Source organism: Nitrincola schmidtii, from assembly GCF_008973715.1.
GTDB lineage: Bacteria > Pseudomonadota > Gammaproteobacteria > Pseudomonadales > Balneatricaceae > Nitrincola > Nitrincola schmidtii.
Genome location: NZ_WBOL01000011.1, coordinates 120,789 through 141,037, shown reverse-complemented (window position 1 = coordinate 141,037; position 20,249 = coordinate 120,789). Strand labels below are relative to the sequence as shown.

At 44.8% G+C, this 20,249-nt stretch carries 14 protein-coding genes; 5 read left to right on the top strand and 9 right to left on the bottom strand.

Annotated elements, in window-relative coordinates; genetic code table 11:
* Positions 1 to 486 precede the first annotated feature (486 nt).
* Entirely contained in the window at positions 487 to 987 is a 501-nt protein-coding gene (locus tag F7R24_RS11065; RefSeq protein WP_151671312.1) for a pilin, read from the top strand.
* Positions 988 to 1,433: 446 nt separating this feature from the next.
* Here the strand turns inward: F7R24_RS11065 and F7R24_RS14930 are convergent, their stop codons facing one another.
* On the bottom strand, positions 1,434 to 1,835 hold the full coding sequence (locus F7R24_RS14930) for a type IV pilin protein (protein WP_151671311.1): 402 nt from the start codon (positions 1,833 to 1,835) through the stop codon (positions 1,434 to 1,436).
* 186 nt (positions 1,836 to 2,021) lie between these two features.
* Here F7R24_RS14930 and F7R24_RS11055 point away from each other — a divergent pair, with 186 nt between their 5' ends.
* Genes F7R24_RS11055 through F7R24_RS11040 form a run of 4 tightly spaced genes read left to right on the top strand, consistent with a single transcriptional unit; the run spans position 2,022 to position 6,730 of the window.
* The gene (locus F7R24_RS11055; protein WP_151671310.1) at positions 2,022 to 2,624 is read left to right on the top strand and encodes a GspH/FimT family pseudopilin; all 603 of its coding nucleotides are present in this window, start codon (positions 2,022 to 2,024) and stop codon (positions 2,622 to 2,624) included.
* Positions 2,621 to 3,373: a PulJ/GspJ family protein gene (locus tag F7R24_RS11050; protein WP_168926821.1), complete on the top strand. Its 753-nt coding sequence runs from the start codon at positions 2,621 to 2,623 to the stop codon at positions 3,371 to 3,373. The genes F7R24_RS11055 and F7R24_RS11050 overlap by 4 nt, the downstream gene beginning before the upstream one ends.
* A 15-nt stretch (positions 3,374 to 3,388) precedes the next feature.
* Positions 3,389 to 4,645: a pilus assembly PilX family protein gene (locus F7R24_RS11045; protein ID WP_151671308.1), complete on the top strand. Its 1,257-nt coding sequence runs from the start codon at positions 3,389 to 3,391 to the stop codon at positions 4,643 to 4,645.
* An 18-nt stretch (positions 4,646 to 4,663) separates the two neighbouring features.
* A complete protein-coding gene (locus F7R24_RS11040) occupies positions 4,664 to 6,730 on the top strand; it encodes a type IV pilus modification PilV family protein (protein WP_151671307.1) in 2,067 nt (688 codons plus the stop codon).
* Positions 6,731 to 6,779: 49 nt separating this feature from the next.
* Here F7R24_RS11040 and F7R24_RS11035 read toward each other — a convergent pair whose 3' ends face one another.
* From F7R24_RS11035 to F7R24_RS11000, 8 genes are all read right to left on the bottom strand, one after another.
* Positions 6,780 to 7,490, bottom strand: a complete 711-nt coding sequence (locus F7R24_RS11035) for a LytR/AlgR family response regulator transcription factor (RefSeq protein WP_151671306.1) — start codon at positions 7,488 to 7,490, stop codon at positions 6,780 to 6,782.
* Positions 7,491 to 7,492: 2 nt separating this feature from the next.
* The gene (locus tag F7R24_RS11030; RefSeq protein ID WP_151671305.1) at positions 7,493 to 8,521 is read right to left on the bottom strand and encodes a sensor histidine kinase; all 1,029 of its coding nucleotides are present in this window, start codon (positions 8,519 to 8,521) and stop codon (positions 7,493 to 7,495) included.
* Between the two features lie 85 nt (positions 8,522 to 8,606).
* Positions 8,607 to 10,040, bottom strand: coding sequence for an FAD-dependent oxidoreductase (locus F7R24_RS11025; protein WP_151671304.1), 1,434 nt, complete (start codon positions 10,038 to 10,040; stop codon positions 8,607 to 8,609).
* Between the two features lie 91 nt (positions 10,041 to 10,131).
* Positions 10,132 to 14,586, bottom strand: coding sequence for a glutamate synthase large subunit (gltB, locus tag F7R24_RS11020; RefSeq protein WP_151671303.1), 4,455 nt, complete (start codon positions 14,584 to 14,586; stop codon positions 10,132 to 10,134).
* Between the two features lie 289 nt (positions 14,587 to 14,875).
* Positions 14,876 to 16,462: an AAA family ATPase gene (locus F7R24_RS11015; protein WP_151671302.1), complete on the bottom strand. Its 1,587-nt coding sequence runs from the start codon at positions 16,460 to 16,462 to the stop codon at positions 14,876 to 14,878.
* A gap of 26 nt (positions 16,463 to 16,488) precedes the next feature.
* A complete protein-coding gene (aroB, locus tag F7R24_RS11010) occupies positions 16,489 to 17,562 on the bottom strand; it encodes a 3-dehydroquinate synthase (RefSeq protein ID WP_151671301.1) in 1,074 nt (357 codons plus the stop codon).
* Positions 17,563 to 17,601: 39 nt separating this feature from the next.
* Entirely contained in the window at positions 17,602 to 18,123 is a 522-nt protein-coding gene (gene aroK / locus F7R24_RS11005) for a shikimate kinase AroK (protein ID WP_276613252.1), read from the bottom strand.
* Between the two features lie 10 nt (positions 18,124 to 18,133).
* Positions 18,134 to 20,245 (bottom strand): type IV pilus secretin PilQ, encoded by a 2,112-nt coding sequence (locus tag F7R24_RS11000; protein ID WP_240776088.1) that lies wholly within the window; start codon positions 20,243 to 20,245, stop codon positions 18,134 to 18,136.
* Positions 20,246 to 20,249 lie beyond the last annotated feature (4 nt).

Here is a 20,249-nt window from a genome sequence, read left to right as displayed (position 1 = left end):
AGACGTTACGTTCATAGCTCTAGTGGTAAGTAGTTTTTGGCGAAATGATTGATCACCAAGGGCTATGAACGTTCCCTTATTTGACTAAATTGTTGTTATTTATTAATAATTCGTGGGGATACCACAGACTCTGACCCCTAATTCTTTTTTGTAAGTGGAATTGTGAATCAGACAAGGGTTAAAGCTTGACGTTCAAGACGGTATCTGACCCCTAATTCTCACTAATTCTTTCGTAGTAATCCTCCTCGTCAGTGTGACTATTTTTGTCACCCCTCTTGACCAAATGTGACGCATTGAAGCATCAGCGCTTGGTCTGATTGCAGTAAAACAGTCGTGATGCTATAAAATGTCTTAGATTTTTAGTGGTTTAGCCAAAGAATTGATCTACATCATCACATTGGCACGCAAACTGCTTAGAATTCACTACAAAGCTAAACGGATTAATTAATCCATTTGGATTTAAACTTAACTCTTGGGAGAGAGATTATGAAAAGACAACAAGGTTTTACCTTAATCGAGTTGATGATCGTAGTTGCGATCATCGGTATTTTGGCTGCTATCGCGCTGCCTGCATATCAGGATTATACGAATCGTGCTAAAGCGTCTGAAATTGTTTTAGCGGCGAGCTCTGCAAGAACCTGTGTAACAGAGATTGTTCAATCAACAGGTTCTACTCTTAATGTAAATACATGTGGATCTGCAGTTGATACTCAATTTGTTGAGGGCATCGGAGTTCAAGTTCTTGATAGTCGTGTAGTAATTTTGGCACAAGGTCAAGGTGATATGTCCACAGCTTCTGTTGTACTTCGTGGCAATTTAAATACTGCTGGTAACAACATTACTAGCTGGGAATGCGGTGGTGTACCACAAAACTGGATGCCAGGTTCTTGTAGAGATTTTGAACCGTCAAGTGCTGAGCTTGGCATCGAAATTGAGGACGAAGAAGAAGAAGGTGCTGGTGCTGGTGCTGGTGCTGGTGATGATTAGTAGTCCAGTATAATCCTTAACCAAGAAAAGGCCAGCAATGCTGGCCTTTTTTGTTATCTGAGGTAACTTTTTCAATTAACAGCCAATTGGCAATCAACTTGTTAAACAGCGATATCACTGACGTAGGATTGCTTAGATGATTGAACGTGAACCTAATCTAATCCACGCCTAATAGTCCTGCCAAGATAACGACTGTATTACTAGGGAAGTCAATCTATTGAGCTAAAAGAAACTTGTCTGTAAAGGACAATTACCAGAGGCTCAACTTCACAATCAGTTATTTAACTGACACTCAGAATATTGGGCAACAGTTTTATTTGATGCATTACTACCCTGACTAATAGAGCTTTAAAGGGATTAAACACCAATACAGCTAGATGCTGATTGCCAATTTTATTGTCACAACACCTAAAGTCAGTTACAAATCGAGTTGTTCCAAGCGGAAATCACCAACACTCTTCAGGCAAACGCCTCTCAGTTACCATCGTAACTTGCAATGTTAGCGTCCGACATGGGGTAATGTCCCGTTGCTGCCTGTCTCTAGCTACTGCGGTAACTGTGTAACCATTTCGAGTTACGTTGTTTAGCGACAATGTATATAAACCTCGCTGTGTTTCAGAAAAACCCAATGCTGCAAGGCTAGTAGAGTACTCACCTTCGCGAAGTCGAAAGCGCTCTTGTGCCATCTGTATACCCTGAAGAGCCTCTTTTGCATCAAATCTATTATTCTTAGTGACGTAGTTGGTATAGCTAGGAAAAGCGATGGCCGCCAACACACCGACTACAGCAACGACAATAAGTAGCTCTATCAGGGTAAAACCACCTTTTCCACTTCGATGCGTGTTCATCGTCTGCTCCAGTTAATTTTCGTTCAGTGTAATCTCAATACATCATACAGGACAGATATGTATGTGCCGTTTATCCCAAAAAAAAGACCATTCGTCGATACAGCCCACTTTATTTAAAAATGATATGTATACTTATGTTAGATCATGCTGTTCGTTCAGTAAACATACTTATCATGAGCCGAAAATATGAGTATATCGAGTAACAAAGGCTTTACTCTAATTGAGTTATTAATAGCCATAACCATTTTAGTCATCTTGTTGACGCTTGCGGGACCGTCTTTTGTCGATAATTTAGATCGCCGTAGCCTTATTAATGCAACTCAATCACTTAGCGATCAAATTCAGCTTGCACGGTCAACTGCGATTGTCCGCAACCAGCCAATTATAATGGTCTTTGATGAAGATGATGGCGACTGGTGCTTTGGTTTTACAGATCGTGCAACGGGGTGCGACTGTTTAGTAGACGATATTGAGGCGGCAAATGCGTGCACTGTTGGCGTAGCTCAGCCGGCCCCTGATGATACTGATGAAGAACGTTTTTTAACAAGTATGACTAACAGTGACTTTGCGAGAGTAACATTGAATCTTCCGAGCAGTCCAAACCTAACGTTTGAGCCCACTCGTGGTCTGCTTAACCTTGGCCTAGCAGCTGGTGTACCTCGATTTGTTGAGTATGAAATTGTTTCTGATAGAAACAGAACAACTCGCGTCAGTGTGAACATTATCGGAAGAGTTAATCGCTGTGCTGCTGATAACGCCTTACTTGGAGGGATTCAGGAATGTCTATGAATACTAACCCACGTAATCACGCTTCTGGATTTACGCTGATTGAACTATTAGTGGGGCTGACCGTTGGCAGTATTTTGATCACTGCTCTAGTATTTGCATGGTCGTTAACAGTAAGAACCAATAGCTACATCTTGTCGACTACTGCTTTAAACAATGATCTACGCTCTGTTATGCAAATCATATCACAGGATATTAGGCGCGCGCTTCCTACTGAAGAGAGATCTAGTGTCTACTTACACTCTGGTGGCGCAAATGGTTCAAGTAATGTTAGTGAAGCGAATTGTATTCTGTATGTAGCATCTACATCGTCACCTGATGGCCAAGATGTGAATGATGAACCTTACTTATCAGGTTTCCGCCTTACTGATTCACAGTTACAAATGTGGTTTAGTGAAAACATATTGATTGATTTTGCAGATCCTGACGATACGCTCCCAGCAGGCACTATTAAGGCTTCTGAGGCATGTAATACCACTGATGACGAAGGCTGGCATACCGTCATCCAGAATAGTGATCGAGGAATTTTAGTGAATAACTTGAATTTCAATGTTGGAAATTCTCTTTGTATGGATATAGACATCGACTCTGATGACTTACAGTCTGGTCGCTGCCCAGCTAACAGCACTAATAAAGTTGAGGTTATCTTTGTTGAAATCACCATATCTGGCGAAGTTTCACTTCCTGGTGGCAATCAGCCTTTTCAATTTATGGATGCTATCAAAGTCAGAAATGATAGAGTCATAAACTAAAGATTTGAGGTCGTTATGAATACGTTTTATCACAATACACGACATAAACAAAAAGGCGCTATGACTTTATTGGTAGTCGTATTGATCCTTATTGCTATGACCATTGGTTCATTCGGCATGGTAAGCACCACTCGTCTTGAAACATCCATGACGCTGAATGATCAGCGTAATAGAGAAGCGTTTCAATCAGCTCAATCAGGGATTGATTTTTTCCTTGGTCATATGGGCTCCAATACGATCAATCAAACTGCTTTATGTAACCCTGACAATTGGGTAGTCAATATTGGCAACACTACTGAAGACTTTCTTCTCAACTTCACAGGCCCTAATGGAAGCGCTTTTGATTTTGATCCAAATATCCAATCCGCAGAATGCTTAGGCTTGCCATTTGAAATTATTACACGTGCAAACATCTGGTCCAGAGGGTTTTCTGCTGATGGAGAAGCGGTCCGCACTCTATCTTCGGAAATCGACTTAACTACGGCATGGAACTATTCCACACAAGCAGCCAGAGCACCATTTGAGGATGATCCAACTGGCGCCCCGCTAGTATCTCGAAGAGGTAATGTGAGTGTTGGAGGTAACACAGATATTGGTTTTTGTGCTACCGCAGACTGTCCAAGTTTGACTGCGTCCAATAGTTCTAATTCTGCCTTAGTTGATAGAGATGGTAACCTAATTACTCATGATGTGAATGGTGTATTAAGTATAAGCAGAACTGAAGGTGAGGGTCGATTTGCAGATTCAACCTTTACTGGTAGCGATGAAGTTGCTGCATTAACTCCAGATGAGTTTTTTGCAGCCTATGTGGGTAATGGTGTAACAAAATCTGAATTTATCAACTCTACCAATACCCAAACTATCAATGGTATTGGTGCCGGTGCAGATGGTTCATCAGAAATTGACAAGTCCAGAAATCAAATTTTTGTAAACGGTGATATTAAACTCACCGGTGGCAATCAAGTGATTGGCTCTCAAGAAAACCCCGTGATCATGGTTGTAACTGGTGACGTTGAAATTAGTGGTAATGCCACTATATGGGGAACCTTGTACGTCGTTGATGGGAATGTTTCCGGAACGTTTAGACTGATGGGAAGACTTGTCAGTGAAAATGGAATTAATCTAACCGGTAACAATGCTATTTATACTGACAACGCTAATCGTGTTGTACCCAACGATTCTGATTTTGATCCTGATGATTCCCTTGCTAGCTCAGATGGTAATCGAAGCGCTTTTGTTCGCATCGGATCTTGGCGTGAAATCCAAAACTAATTAGCGAGGATAATAACAATGAAAAACATTATTAAATTTAGACATATCCCTAAACCTCGCAGATACATTAGAGGGGTTACGCTAATTGAAGCCTTGATAGCCCTTGGGATAATGGTCGCGGGTACGGCTGCTATTTTTGGCATACACTCTCACGTCACATCAACGAACACAGCCAATCGACTTGAGTTGTTATCTACTGGATTAGCTCAGGAAAAAATCGAAGAACTTCGTACTTTTGATTACTCGGATCTCCTAAGTATTAGCGAAGAAACCGATCAGAAAGACCCGGTTATTGAAATGATCATTCCTGGGTTAAACAATAGCCGCCCAATTTCATTAACTAGATGCTGGCGACTAGAAGATACCGGGACTGCTGATGAAACATTACTACGAGCAACTGTCAGCATTTTTAACGGTGATACCCAGTGTAATGCTAATAACGACATACAATTGGCAAGCTTAACAACCTTTATTGCTCAACATGACCCTCGTGCATCAGCACGAAATTTGGAAGATCAGTTAAAGGCAGATGGCAAGGGTAAAATCATCGATGGAACACCTCCCACTGGTGAACCTGACGGCACTTCAGGTGGATTCGAAATCTACTCCGATAAAGATGGAAAAGTAACTGGAATCTATAACCCTGATACAGGTCAGTCATTAGTACCTAGCGAAGGCGATACCTATAAGTTTACTCAAATCAACGGAAATTTATTAATAGATGATAGTACTTGGAATTTTGATAAAGCTAGACCTCTTAGGGTTTTAACTGAGGGTGCAGCATTCTGTAGGCTGTTTTACCCAAATTCAAATTTAGAAGGTGGTAGCTTTGATGTAAGCAAGCCTATGCCTTTTATTGGTAACTCTCCCAATAAATTACATTACCTACAATATAGTTGTATTGTTTCTGATGGCTGGAGGCGCTCAATTTACTTAAGACTGCCAAATGGTTATCAAAGCTGTGTGGGACACCCAAACCTTCAGACTTCAGAGAATTTGACCCCTGCAGAGGAGTTAGATGAGGGTACACCTGACGTTACAGAGATAGAAGATGTTCTTCTTTCTGGGGGTCGTCAGTACACTGGTTATGGTATGAGCAGCGCTAATCCACCTAGACGAGTTGCAACCGGCATGCGCGGTAGTGATGAACCTGGTGGGTCTGTCATTGGTAGTTTATGTGAACCAGATGAACCCTGCTGGTCAGATGATCAAAATGTTCGTGGATGGATACCTGGCGGTCATCACTTTTTTGTCAGGCCCTTTGATAAAAATGTTCTGTGTGCTGACAGCATGGAAATCATCAATACTATTGATACCGAATTAGGTACCAGCTATAGAGGAATTCTATTCCGTAATCCTCACAAAACATATTGTTCCAATGATAAACAATACACCATTGACCTTGGTGCGCCTCCAACTTCCGATGAGCAAGAGTTTATGAGTGATTGCTATTCCACAACAAAGGTCAGTGGATTCATGATCAACAATGTAAGTAGCTTTTCACCTGAAGGTAATCTTCTGACATTTATCACTCGAGCGCGACTTGATAGTGCTTGCAGCGCATTAGGTGCATTTGGTGCATTTGGTGGTGCTTACCATTGCGCACTTAGTGAGAGTGTGTCGTTAACTACTGAAAAAGGTTTGATTCGTCCGAGAGCTGTGAATGTTTCGTTTGATCCGGAAAGCTATGCCAACATTGATCCACTGGATTATCTGCATGACAAAACGCTGGCTAACTTCACGATCAATGAACCGGGTGGTTCTGACGGTGGCTCTGACGGTGGCGATGTGATCACAAGCTGTGCAGGTGTTCAACTAGTCTTTAATGCAGTAAATAGCAACAACATTAATTTGGTTAACGCGACCTTCAATTCAAGTAATTTCAGCTGTAACAGTAGCGGCAATCAAGGCCAGACCGTCTACTCTTGTAATATTACGACTGAAGTTGCTTATGGTAGTAACATTCGAATTAATGTTACTCGTAAAAATGGCAGTTCAACAAACACATTTAACATTGGTGCTATCCACATGAATAATTCGCCTAGTGATGGTTGGTGTCAGAGAACAGGACTGACTTTACCTTAAATTTTAACATATCAAGTGTAGGTGCCATATTTAGCAACTGGCACCTACACTAGCCAAACTTATGATTCATCGCCGCCTTAACATTACTCACTCTTCGTCTACTTACTTCTATTTTCTGACCAAAACCCTCAAGTTCGACATAATGCTTCCCCAATTTGTGCGCTAATACAGTAATTAATGTGGGATTAATGAGTGCATTTCTATGTACCCGCAAAAGATACCCTGCACACTTCTCTTCAAGCTGATTTAAGCTTTCAGAGACTAATGCAGATTCTTTGCGATAAAAAACTCGAACATACTTTTCATCAGCTAAACAGCATACAATTTCATCAATATTTATTTTATTTTTCTTATTCCCTATATTAAAAATAAAATTAATCTGATCGTGCATTAATGAAGCTTTTCTAAAAAGCACAGCACGTTCTATTGCCTCATTAAGTCTCTCAAGATTCACTGGTTTAAGTAAATAATCTACCGGTGCACAATCGAATGACTCTAGTGCATATTCAGGATGAGCCGTTAAAAAAATAATAGCAGGTGAAGTATTATATGTTTTTAGTAATCTAGCGAAATCTAAACCACTTTTACCGGGCATTGCAATATCTAAAACGACGACATCTATTAGCGCACTATCCATAATCTCAACAGCTTTATTCACATTATTCGCAACATAAATCTCGTCAATATTGCTATTATCTACTAACAGTCGTTTAACGCGTGACAAAGCTAATGGTTCATCATCAACAATTAGGAAATTCACAATTAATCACCGTAAGGAATGGTTAGTTTTACACGAAATTCATTTTCAGAAGTAAAACATGCTAAATTGGCTCTGCCTTCAAAGAAATATTGGAGCCGCCTTTCGATATTTAATATTGAAATTCCTGCGCCATTTTGGTGTGGACTGAAGTCTTGATTTATAGCATTCGTGATAATAGTAGTTACCCATTTATTTCCAATATTTACTTCAATAGAAACTTTTCCACCATAAACACCAGGCTCAATGCCATGCTTAACAGCATTTTCAACTAAGGGCTGTATGGTTAACACGGGCAAGTACACAGCAGGATATTCCGAAGGTAATTTCCAGTGCACTGATAATCTTTCTGCCAGCCGCCATTTTTCTAGCTCTAAATATTGCTTGGTTAATTCTATTTCTTCCTCTAATGTTGAACTGCTTTTAGCGGCCAAGGCCGCACGAAAAAGACCAGATAAATTCATAATTGATTTTTCAGCATCTTTTGGAGACACATGAATCAACTCAGCTACTGTATTTAAGCAGTTAAATAAGAAGTGGGGTCTAATTTGTGCATGAAGTGCATCAAGCTCTGCATTTGCTTGGGCATTAATTCGCTCTATACTTTCAAAGTACATACTCAAATACAAAGCGCCTACAAGTGTCATGATGATAGAAACACCCACACTTTTCAGAACAAAATCAGTAACTGTCATATCTGATATGACACCTGATCCACTAACAAATGGAAAACTGAAGTAGCTAAATACTAAGGTTACAAGAGCAACTACGACAAATATTATCAAAAACACAGAGTAAGCACGCTTTACTCTTAGTGCTTTTGTTATAACACAAGATAAAAGCAAACTAACAATGGAAACCCATAAGCAGCTAAAAGTAACAGCAGACCAAACGATAAGGAAATCGTATTGACTGTTAATAGGAGATATAACAAGTAACAGGCCAAGAGCCTGTGAAAGGAGAAGAACACGTATTAGAACACTTTGCTGACATAAATTTATTGTAGTAAGCGCGGCATCTCGTTCCTTTTTCATACACTAGCTCAGTCAGTTATTTACTAAACCCTGTGTATCAAAAAAACTGGCAACAGTAAACCATACTGTTGCCAGAGCAGTCATTTCAAACCCCCAAATAATCCAACATCCCCTCAGCCGCTTTTCGCCCTTCATCAATCGCAGTCACGACTAAATCCGATCCTCTGACCATATCACCACCGGCGAAGATTTTCGCGTTAGTGGTTTGGAAAGCAAAGCGTCCGGCTTGTTTCGGTTGTGGGCTGGTGTCGATACGACCGTCATCATGCATACCGATGTTGTATTCGCTAAACCAAGGCGCTGGGCTGGGGCGGAAACCGAAAGCGATCAGGACCGCATCGGCTTTTAGAATCTCTTCAGAACCTTCGACCACTTCAGCACGTTGACGACCATTTTCATCAGGCTCGCCCATTTGCGTGGTCACCACCTTAACACCCACGACTTTGCCGTTTTCACCGACAATTTCGACTGGCTGGCGGTTAAAGACGAATTTCACACCCTCTTCACGGGCATTGACTACTTCGTTTTTCGAACCGGGCATATTGGCTTCGTCACGACGATAGGCACAGGTCACTGACTTAGCCCCTTGACGAATGGAGGTGCGGTTACAGTCCATCGCCGTGTCACCACCACCGAGTACCACCACGCGCTTGCCTTTTAGGCTGATGTATTCTGATGGATCTTTTTCGTAACCCAAGCAGTGGTTAACGTTAGAGATTAAGAACGGCAGCGCTTCATGTACCCCTTCAAGGTCTTCACCAGGGAAGCCGCCTTTCATGGAGGTATAGGTGCCCATACCCAGGAATACGGCATCGTATTCGTTGAGTAACTGTTCAAAGTTGATATCTTTGCCGACTTCGGTATTTAAACGAAATTCAATACCCATACCTTCGAAGACTTTACGACGACGCACCATGACGCTTTTTTCCAGCTTGAATTCTGGAATACCAAAGGTCAGTAGGCCACCGATTTCGGGATAGCGATCAAATACCACGGGTTTTACACCGTTTCGCACCAAGACATCCGCACAGCCTAGACCTGCAGGACCCGCGCCGATGACGGCGACTTTTTTATCGGTCCAGATCACGTTAGACATGTCGGGCTTCCAACCCATCGCGAAGGCGGTGTCGGTGATGTACTTTTCTACCGAACCAATGGTCACTGCTCCGAAGCCATCATTCAGGGTACAGGCGCCTTCACATAAGCGATCTTGTGGGCAAACTCGACCACAGACTTCTGGCAGGGTATTGGTTTGATGGCTTAGTTCAACGGCTTCCAGAATGTTGCCTTCAGACACCAACTTTAACCAGTTAGGGATAAAGTTGTGGACCGGACATTTCCATTCGCAATAGGGGTTACCACACTCTAAACAGCGGTGTGATTGGTTCGCTGCTTGACGTGGTTTGAAGGGTTCGTAGATCTCTGCGAACTGTTTTTTACGCACCACAGCAGGGATTTTTTCAGGGCCTTTGCGGCCGATTTCCATAAATTGAAAATCATTACTCAGACGGTCAGCCATCTTGTTACCTCTTTCGCAGTTCTTCAGGGTTAGGTTGTGAAGAACTGCGTTAATCTAAAAAATTTACGGACGAATATAAGACTTAACGCTATTACTCAGGGCGCTTACGAATGCTGTTGAGCAAATCGTTAATGCCAGTCGCGTAGGGTTTAACCAACCAGAACTTGCCGATGTAATCATCGAAGTTGTCCAAGATCTCTTGACCCCAAGCGCTGCGTGTTTCGCGCGTAAATTCAATAATGCTTGAGCGCAGATAGTGTTTGTGTGCTTCCATCTGCTCGGTTGCAATACGGTGAATATCGACCAGTTCGTGGTTATATTTATCCACGAAGCTGTTATCTAAATCCAACACGTAAGCAAAACCACCGGTCATACCGGCACCGAAGTTATAACCGGTTTTACCCAGCACCGTTACCATACCGCCGGTCATGTATTCGCAGCAGTGATCGCCTGCGCCTTCGATGACTGCATGACAGCCTGAGTTACGCACTGCAAAACGCTCACCGGCTTGACCGGCTGCGAATAACTTACCACCGGTCGCACCGTACAAGCAGGTGTTACCCATAATGGAGGCTTCGTTGGTTTTGTAGGTCACACCATCAAATGCACGCAATACGATCTTACCGCCTGCCATGCCTTTACCGACATAGTCGTTGGCATCCCCTTCTAGGTATAGATACTGTCCACCCGCGTTCCAGACACCAAAGGACTGACCCGCATGACCTTTAAAGTTAAAGATCACCGGTGAATCAGACATACCCAAGTTGCCATGTAATTTAGCAATAACACCCGAGGTACGCGCACCGACGGAACGGTCGCAGTTGGTGATTTTGAACAGGTATTCACCACCGGTTTTCTCGTGGATCGCAGCCGATGCTTGCGCCAGCATCTCGTTGTTTAATGAACCTGGATCGTAAGGTTCGTTACGATGCTGCTGTACGGTGTGCGGCGCATCCGCTGGAATATTTGCATGACTCAGCAACGGCGATAGATCTAACGACTGCTGACGATCGGTTTCACCCGGCAGTATTTCTAGCAAATCGGTACGACCGACCAGTTCTTCCATGGTGCGAACACCCAGTAACGCCATCCATTGACGGGTTTCTTCTGCGACAAAGCGCATGAAGTTTTTCACCATCTCGACGGTACCACGGAAGTGTTCTTCACGCAGATCGGCACGCTGAGTCGCAACACCGGTCGCACAGTTGTTTAAGTGACAGATACGCAGGTATTTACAACCCAACGCCACCATCGGCATGGTACCGAAACCGAAGCTTTCCGCACCCAGCATCGCTGCTTTCACGACGTCTAAACCGGTTTTTAAGCCACCGTCTGTTTGCAGACGGATTTTACCGCGCAACTGGTTACCACGCAGGGATTGATGCGCATCCGCTAGGCCCAATTCCCAAGGAGAACCGGCATAGTGAATAGAGGTCAACGGAGAAGCCGCGGTACCACCGTCGTAACCGGAAATGGTGATCAAGTCAGCATAGGCTTTCGCCACACCGCAAGCAATGGTGCCGACACCAGGACGAGATACCAGCTTGACCGAGACCAGGCCTTCAGGGTTGATCTGTTTTAAGTCAAAGATCAACTGCGCCAAATCTTCAATCGAGTAGATATCGTGATGCGGCGGTGGTGAAATCAATGTTACGCCTGGCACTGAGTAACGTAAACGCGCTATCAAGGCGTTTACTTTACCGCCCGGTAACTGACCACCCTCACCCGGTTTTGCACCCTGTGCGACTTTGATCTGCATCACTTCCGCAGACATCAAGTATTCGGGTGTCACGCCAAAACGACCTGACGCGACTTGTTTGATTTTTGAACGTTTAATGGTGCCGTGACGTGCAGGATCTTCACCGCCCTCACCAGAGTTAGAGCGACCACCCAGTTCGTTCATGGCCACCGCCAGTGCTTCGTGCGCTTCCGGTGACAAGGCACCTAAGGACATCGCTGCGGTGTCAAAACGTGGATAGAGATTTTCAATCGGTTCCACTTCAGATAATGGAATAGGTTGAATGTCTTTACGTATCCCTAACAGATCACGCAACGTTGCCGGGCCACGCTTGTTCACCAGATCGGCATAACGCTGATAATCACGGGTATCACCCGAGGTGACCGCTTTATGAATAGTGGTGACCACATCGGGGTTATAGGCGTGGTATTCGCCACCGTGAACATACTTGAGCAAACCACCCTGTTGAATCGGCTTACGCACGCTCCAAGCTTCGGCAGCTAATAATTCTTGATCACGCTGGAAGTGTTCAAATTTAGCACCTTCGATACGGCTGGCAACGCCTTTGAAACACATCTCCACAATGTCACTGGACAGTCCCACGGCTTCAAAAAGCTGTGCAGAACGGTAGGAAGCGATGGTGGAGATCCCCATTTTAGAGAGGATTTTCATCAAGCCTTTGTTGATGCCTTTACGGAAATTTTCATGCGCTTGTAGTGGTTCACCGGTGATTTCACCGGTACGGCAAAGATCATTCAGTACGCGATAGGCTAAGTAAGGGTAAACCGCGGTTGCACCAAAACCAAACAGTACCGCAAAGTGATGCGGATCACGTGCTGTGGCGGTTTCCACCACGATATTAGCATTGGTACGCAAGCCTTTAGAGACTAAATGACGGTTCACCGCACCAGTGGCCATGGCTGCATGGATCGGTAACATGCCTTGCTTAATGTAGGCATCGCTGAGAATCAGAATCACTTTACCACTGCGTGCTGCGGCTTCTGCTTTTTCACACAGTTCAACAATGGCTTGCTTTAGGCCCGTCGCGGGATCGTATTGCATACCGATGGTTTCAGCTTCAAAGCCGTCGATATTCATATTGCTGAGACGACGGAATTTACTCGCTGATAGCACTGGTGATTTCAGAACGATACGACGTGCATGTTCTGGCGTTTCTTCAAAGACATTTTTTTCGCGACCGATACAGGTTTGCAGCGACATAACAATCGCTTCACGCAGGGGATCAATCGGTGGATTGGTGACCTGTGCAAACTGTTGACGGAAATAGTCATACACTGAACGAACCTTGTTCGACAGCACCGCCATGGGTTTGTCGTCGCCCATGGAACCGACCGCTTCCATACCTGATTCACCTAGCGGGCGAATCACCTGATCACGTTCTTCAAAGGTGACTTGAAACATCTTCATGTGCGTGCGAGTCTCTTCGGGACTCATTTCACGGAAAGAAGTCGACTCTTCCACGAAGCTCATGGTTTGTTCTAGCGGAATAGAATGTTCACGCAGCCATTTACGGTAAGGGTTGCGTGACTTCAGCAAGTTATCGACATCGGCGGTGTGCATCAGCTCACCGGTTTGGGTATCGACCACCAAGATTTGACCCGGGCCGACACGACCTTGACCGACAATACTGCTTGGCTCGTAGTCGAATACACCAATTTCAGACGCAGTACAAAGCAAACCGTCCTCTAACATGACCCAGCGCGATGGACGCAGGCCGTTACGATCCAACATACAGACCGCATAGCGACCATCGGTCATCACCATACCGGCAGGACCATCCCAAGGCTCCATGTGCATCGAGTTAAACTCGTAGAAGGCACGTAGATTGGAATCCATGGTTTCAACGTTTTGCCACGCGGGCGGAACGATCATGCGCACGGCACGATAGATATCCATGCCACCGACCATCAAGAATTCCAGCATGTTATCCATACTGGATGAATCTGAACCCGTGGTATTAACGATCGGCTGAAGTTCATCGACGTTGGGCAGCAGTGGTGTCGCAAATTTGGTGCTGCGCGCACGTGACCAAGCGCGGTTACCTTCGATGGTATTGATCTCGCCGTTATGCGCTAAGAAGCGGAACGGCTGAGCTAACGGCCAACGCGGTGCGGTATTGGTTGAGAAACGCTGGTGGTAGGTACAGATAGCCGTTTGTAGACGTTCATCTCCCAGGTCTTTATAGAATACTGGCAGATCCACCGGCATCATCAGGCCTTTGTAGGAAATGACTTTGTCAGACAAGCTACAGATATAAAAATCGGGGTCGTCGCTGAGTGCGATTTCCGCTTTGCGGCGTGCTGTGAATAAATTAATCACTAACTCGCGCTCGGTTTTCTCTTCGGTATCGACAAACACCTGCTCGATGCGAGGCAGAGTATCTTTGGCGATAGGACCAAGGCAACTATCATCGGTTGGCACTTCACGCCAGCCTTTGACCTTCAAGCCTTCTTGAGTTAAGGCTTGATTCAAGGCTTCGCGTGCTTTTTCTGCCAACACTGGATTTTGCGATAAAAACACCATGCCGACGGCATACAGATCACTTAAATCTGTTTTCAGTGTTTCTTTGGCGATAGCGCGCATAAAGGCGTCGGGCTTCTGCATCAGCAGACCACAACCATCACCGGTTTTACCATCCGCAGCAATGCCACCACGGTGCGTCATACAGGCAAGTGCCTGAATAGCTTTTTGCAGGAGACCGTGACTTGCCGTTCCCTGCATGTGCACCATCAGACCAAAGCCACAGTTGTCCTTAAATTCATCTGGGCGGTACAGACCATTGCTCATAAAAACTTTCTCGCTAAAACTGATGTGAAAAACGTAAATGAAAACCTGTCAAACGACTTTTGTACAAACACACAAAAACCATTGAAATCAGAATCTTAAATTCCGGACACTCAAAAACCCTCATCCCAGAGTCAAAAAAAGGGGTAGTAATGCTACACCCCCGCTGGGATAAGAACAATTTTTGGCACATGTAGGGGCACTGAAAATTTATCAGTGTTTCACCCCTAAGCTAGTTGTAATAACGTGTTTTATCGTCTTAGGGGCATATCTTTTTTGCCGATTCAGCTATTTACTGATCGATCTTTCTAATATCTTCTTTCACACTCGAAATCGTTCTAGCCCAAGGGTTACGATCTCTTAACTCTGCTGGCAAGCTACGAACTGCTTCTGTTGCCGCTGCACGAGTTGGGTATTGACCATAAACCACCACATGCCAAGGCGCATCCTGATGCAAGGTTACAAACCGATAAAAACGTTGTGGCTGAGCTTGTGAATTTATGAATCTTATCACACTTTCTTCCGAACGTGCCCCCAGCATTTGTAGGGTAAAACCGTTATCTGGCCAGCTAAGTAGTTGCTCGGCATTATTTCCTGCTGCTACTGTGGGTCTCGCTACCGGTTGCGCTGCTTCTGTTACGCTAGCAGTAGGCGGTTCAGATCTCTGAACAGGTGGCGGTGCTTGCGCTGGAGTCGGAGCTGGAGTTGGCGTCGCAGCAGGGGCAGGCGCTTGAGATACCGGTTCAGGCGTTGGTACTGGTGTGGGTGCTGGAGTCGGTGCGGGTGAGACCACTTGCGGTGCAGGCGCAGTTACGGTTGCGACTACAGGCTCTTCGACAACCACTGAATCAGACATTTCAACTTCTGCAACGGGATCTTCGCTGACTGTTTCTGTTTCAACGCCTGTTTCCACCACGCTTTCTAACAATGGAAACTCCAATGGCTCCTCTTCTAAGCGGGCTTCTTGTTCCGCCAAACGTTGCGCAAGGGTTTCGCGTACTTCAATCTCTACGGCAGCCTGTTGAGTATTCACCGCAACTGGTTCAGGGATGACTTGAATGCGGGTTGTGGTTTCCGTCTCGGTGGGCGAGCTAGGCAGGTAATGCCATACCGCAAAACCTGTGATTACCATCAAGATACCGGCAACCGCTGCCAAATGCACTGGAGGTATCGGGAAGCTTTTAACGGCTGACTTCCCGCCACCTTGACGCAACAGGGTCTCTACAGAGGCAATAATATTGCCAGGATAGCCGTTGCTCAGCTCAACTAACTTTTTCAACTGCTTAGGTGTTAGCTCTATGTGTGCTGGTAGCAACGATAGAGCAAAATCTTCGACTTCATCTTCTTCAAAGGGTGCCAGGCGCTGAATATGGACTTTATTTTCAAATCGATCCAGTATGCCCTTATCGATTGCACGCTGTTCAAACTCTGTCGAAGCTGACAGTAAAATACGAGGAGCGGAATCACCGAGCTGAAATAGACTTAACAGCAATTCAAGCCCATTATCGGTTAAAAAGTCAGCATCATCGATGTACAAGTGCAAAGAAATGCCCACTTCTGATAAGGAACGCACCTGTTTATGCACCGCAGCTAAGCGCAGACGATTGTCGGTAAGCAAGCCTGCATCTAATTGCATGGCGTCCACTAAGGCCAACAACAAACGACTCACATCGGTTTTTTCGCTAAGATCAATCCTAGCCAGGCGCTGAGTGCGTGGTTCATGCAGTTCTTCTAGCTGATCCAACAGCGTAGAACGACCACTGCCTTCCTCTCCTAGCAATAGGATCATGAAGGCAGAATAGCTGGTCATATGACTGAGCTTTTCAGCCAATTGCATCCGTGATGCCGGCTCTACATATTCGAAATCATTGATAGACATGGTGTATCCCTGCGTAAACGGCGTTATTAACTCTGTCCCTGAAGTGTTTGCATCAGTGCAGCTTGATCAAATTGATCGGTCACAATCGCCTGACCTATACGCTGCATCAGTACCAATCTTAATTTGCCATCCATCACTTTTTTGTCGATCGACATCAACTCTGAAAAACGATCAGGAGTCATGTCTGATGGTGGTTTTACGGGCAGATCGGCGGCCTTAAACAGTTGTTCAATTCTAACGACATCAGCAGCGGTTATCCATCCCATACGACAGGAGAGGTCTGCTGCCATCATCGTGCCTGCTGCGACAGCTTGACCATGTAACCACTGACCATATCCTGCATGAGTTTCGATGGCATGACCAAAGGTGTGACCGAGATTTAACAAGGCCCTAACACCGGATTCTCGCTCATCTAGTCGCACCATTTCTGCTTTAATTTCACAAGAACGGTAGATGGCATAGGCTATCGCATTGGGATCACGCTGTCTAAGCGCTTGCATATTGGACTCTAACCATGCAAAAAAGTTTTCATCATAGATCAAGCCATATTTAATCACTTCGGCAATACCGGCTGATAGCTCCACATCAGGTAGCGTATTTAACACCTGAGTATCTGCTAAAACGGCAACCGGCTGATGAAACGCCCCGATCATATTTTTACCTGCAGGGTGATTAACGCCCGTTTTACCGCCAACGGATGAATCGACTTGAGACAACAGCGTTGTCGGTATTTGAATAAAGTTAACACCACGCTGGTAGCAAGCCGCAGCAAAGCCTGTCATATCACCCACCACACCACCGCCTAGGGCAATCAAGGTGGTTGTACGGTTATGGCGTTTGTGTAATAACTGGTCAAAAATCAGGTTTAAATGGGTTAAATCTTTGTAGGCTTCGCCATCGGGCAAAACGACTTCATCAACTTGAAATCCTTGCAAGGCCTCGTAAACGGTATTGCGATAAAGCGGTGCGACTGTTTCATTCGTGACTAGCATCACCTGTTTGCTGCGTATATAGGGCGCAATAAACTCCTGCCGCAACACACCAGTTCCGATCGTAATTGGATAACTTCTGTCGCCCAAGTCGACGGTTAGGGTTTGCATGGCACACCTCATCATAGGTAGATTTGAGTGATGTTTGATTTATGATAGCGACGAACAAGGCTGCTTGAGTTGACGCAGAATTTCTTTGATTACACCCCTAGGGTGACGCTTATCAGTTTGGATGATAATGTCTGCACAGCTTTTGTAAAGAGGATCACGCTGATCTAAGAGTTTTCTTAGCACCGCTTCTGGATCATCTGTCTGCAAAAGAGGACGGTTGCGATCACGCGCAGTGCGTTCCAGCTGTTGCTCGATTGAGGTTTGCAGATAAACGACCGTACCACGGCTTTGCAGGTATTGGCGATTTTCATCACGCAACACCGCACCACCACCGGTGGCCATCACGCAGTTATCAAGTAGAGTGAGTTCATCTATTACTGCAGTTTCACGTTCGCGAAAACCCGCTTCACCTTCAACATCAAATATCCAAGGGATATTGGCACCGGAGCGATCTTCGATCACTTTATCGGAATCGTAGAAGGTTAGATTTAACTCTTGAGCAAGAAGACGCCCTATGGTGCTTTTACCAGCACCCATAGGGCCTATCAGATATACATTCAACGCACGAGACCTATTGTATGGCTAGGGACTCGCGAATCATAGTCGGTGTGATGAAGATGAGCAACTCACGTTTTCTTTCATTTTCTGCTCTGTAGCGGAATAATCCACCAAGAACTGGCAAGTCACCCAGTATTGGAGTTTTCCGTGTTTCGCTACTGGTATCATTTCTGAAGACACCACCGAGTACGATCGTTTCTCCGTCATTAACAACAACGGTTGTCTCTAACTGGTTGGTATTGATTAGAAGCTCATCACCAAAACGGTTCGGATCTAACGAATCTTGAATAACTTTAAGATCTAGGGAGATTCTATCGCCAGGGTTTATTTGTGGTGTTACCTCTAAACTTAATACCACTTCTTTGAATTCAACATTAGTTCCATCAGTGCTTGATGTACTGTAAGAAACCTCTTGACCAGATTTAATCAATGCCGGCATACCATTAGTTGTAATGACCTTTGGCTGAGAAACAATTTCAATTTTATTGTCGCTTTGTAGTGCTGATAGTTCAGCAGATAAAAGCAGACCACTACTCAAGTATCCAATTCGAATAGCCGAAGTAGCCCCACCAACGCCAAAATCAACCATACCAGGAACAGCCGGTTGTGCTCCTGACAAAGTGGCACCTATTCCTGTACCAGCAACCCCTTGAATTCCTGGTGTAACACCAGCCCCACCACCTACACTGACTCTGGTATTAGCACTTCCAGCAGCACCCCAGCGAACACCCAACTCGCGAGCGAACTCAGTGGAAGCCGTGACCAAACGAGCTTCAACTAATACCTGTGCTACCTGTACATCAAATCTACGTAGCGTGCGTCTTATTTCTTCCATTTGACGGGCTGTTTCACGAATCATTAGTACATTTGTCTGATCATCTGCAAGTATAAAACCTCGATCAGAAATCAAACGCGCACCCTCAAGCCTTTCCCGCATATCGGAAGCACGACGGAAATCTACTTGAATAAATTCTGTTAATAATGGTGCTAACTCTTGAACTTGAATCTGGCTTTCAGCTTCAATTCTCTCACGTTCTGCAATCTCTGTTGCCGTACCAACCATCAGCACATTCCCCACTTCACGCTTATCCAATCCTTCAGATTTTAAGAGAATATCTAAAGCCTGATCCCAAGGAACATTTTTCAAGCGTAAGGTTGTTGCACCTCTAACGTTGTCACTGACAACAAGGTTCATCTCTGCTACTTCAGCAATAATCTGTAAAACAGCACGAACCTCAACATTTTGGAAGTTTAAATCGATGCGTTCACCCGTAAATGGGAATTGATTATCTCTTTGTGCCTGAAGTTCTGCACTTGTCATAGGTTTGAAATCAATTATCAACTGATTACCAGTCTGATAAGCCATATAGTCGAAAGGCTCAGATGTAGGTCTCATCAGGACTGTTACACCTCTACCAGAAGCCATACTATCTATAAATGAAAGCGGCGTTGCAAAGTCCTGAACATCCAGACGTTTTGCAAGTGAAGACTCTAGAGATGCATCACTTAGATTTAAAACAACGTTACCACCCTCTCTATTGATATTCATTGACGCACGATCATTATTCATATTGATAATGACACGACCTTGATTTCCTTCTATGCGCTGAAAATCAATCGATTGAATCTGTGTACGTCCATCTGCAACCTGCTGCACTGGAGCAGACACCGGAGTTGCACGAGAAGGCGCAGCTACCGCAGCCGATTCTTGGAATCTCATCACAAGAACGTTACCTTCCATGCGCACATCACTCGATGCCGTTCCTAGTAAATTTGTCACTACACGAAGACGATCTTGTGCCTGTGCAAAGTTGACGCTGTCAACGACTCCTGTGTTAACGCTAAGGTTTCTTTGACCTAGTGAGTTTGTTACTCCATTAAAGTCCATCACAAATCGTGGTGGGCTTTCAATCATGTAACTGTTCGGTGTAGATGGAGGTGTATCAAACTCCATGCGTAACTCCACACCCTGATTAGGAAGTGAGACGAACTCTGTATTGATTAACCTTGATTCTTGCGCCATCACATTGACTGTCAGTAACAAGGTACATGCAGTCACTAGATAGGTACTGATGCGTTTAAACAGGCTGGTAGTATTTTTTTGATTCATCACTATTGTATTCACGGTC

What these genes read in the sequence shown, in the direction of transcription:
- F7R24_RS14930 (WP_151671311.1), bottom strand. Translation starts at nt 1,835, where the DNA reads ATGAACACGCATCGAAGTGGAAAAGGTGGTTTTACCCTGATAGAGCTA.
- aroB (WP_151671301.1), bottom strand. Translation starts at nt 17,562, where the DNA reads ATGCAAACCCTAACCGTCGACTTGGGCGACAGAAGTTATCCAATTACG.
- F7R24_RS11050 (WP_168926821.1), top strand. Translation starts at nt 2,621, where the DNA reads ATGAATACTAACCCACGTAATCACGCTTCTGGATTTACGCTGATTGAA.
- F7R24_RS11055 (WP_151671310.1), top strand. Translation starts at nt 2,022, where the DNA reads ATGAGTATATCGAGTAACAAAGGCTTTACTCTAATTGAGTTATTAATA.
- F7R24_RS11030 (WP_151671305.1), bottom strand. Translation starts at nt 8,521, where the DNA reads ATGAAAAAGGAACGAGATGCCGCGCTTACTACAATAAATTTATGTCAG.
- gltB (WP_151671303.1), bottom strand. Translation starts at nt 14,586, where the DNA reads ATGAGCAATGGTCTGTACCGCCCAGATGAATTTAAGGACAACTGTGGC.
- F7R24_RS11040 (WP_151671307.1), top strand. Translation starts at nt 4,664, where the DNA reads ATGAAAAACATTATTAAATTTAGACATATCCCTAAACCTCGCAGATAC.
- F7R24_RS11025 (WP_151671304.1), bottom strand. Translation starts at nt 10,040, where the DNA reads ATGGCTGACCGTCTGAGTAATGATTTTCAATTTATGGAAATCGGCCGC.
- F7R24_RS11015 (WP_151671302.1), bottom strand. Translation starts at nt 16,462, where the DNA reads ATGTCTATCAATGATTTCGAATATGTAGAGCCGGCATCACGGATGCAA.
- F7R24_RS11045 (WP_151671308.1), top strand. Translation starts at nt 3,389, where the DNA reads ATGAATACGTTTTATCACAATACACGACATAAACAAAAAGGCGCTATG.
- F7R24_RS11065 (WP_151671312.1), top strand. Translation starts at nt 487, where the DNA reads ATGAAAAGACAACAAGGTTTTACCTTAATCGAGTTGATGATCGTAGTT.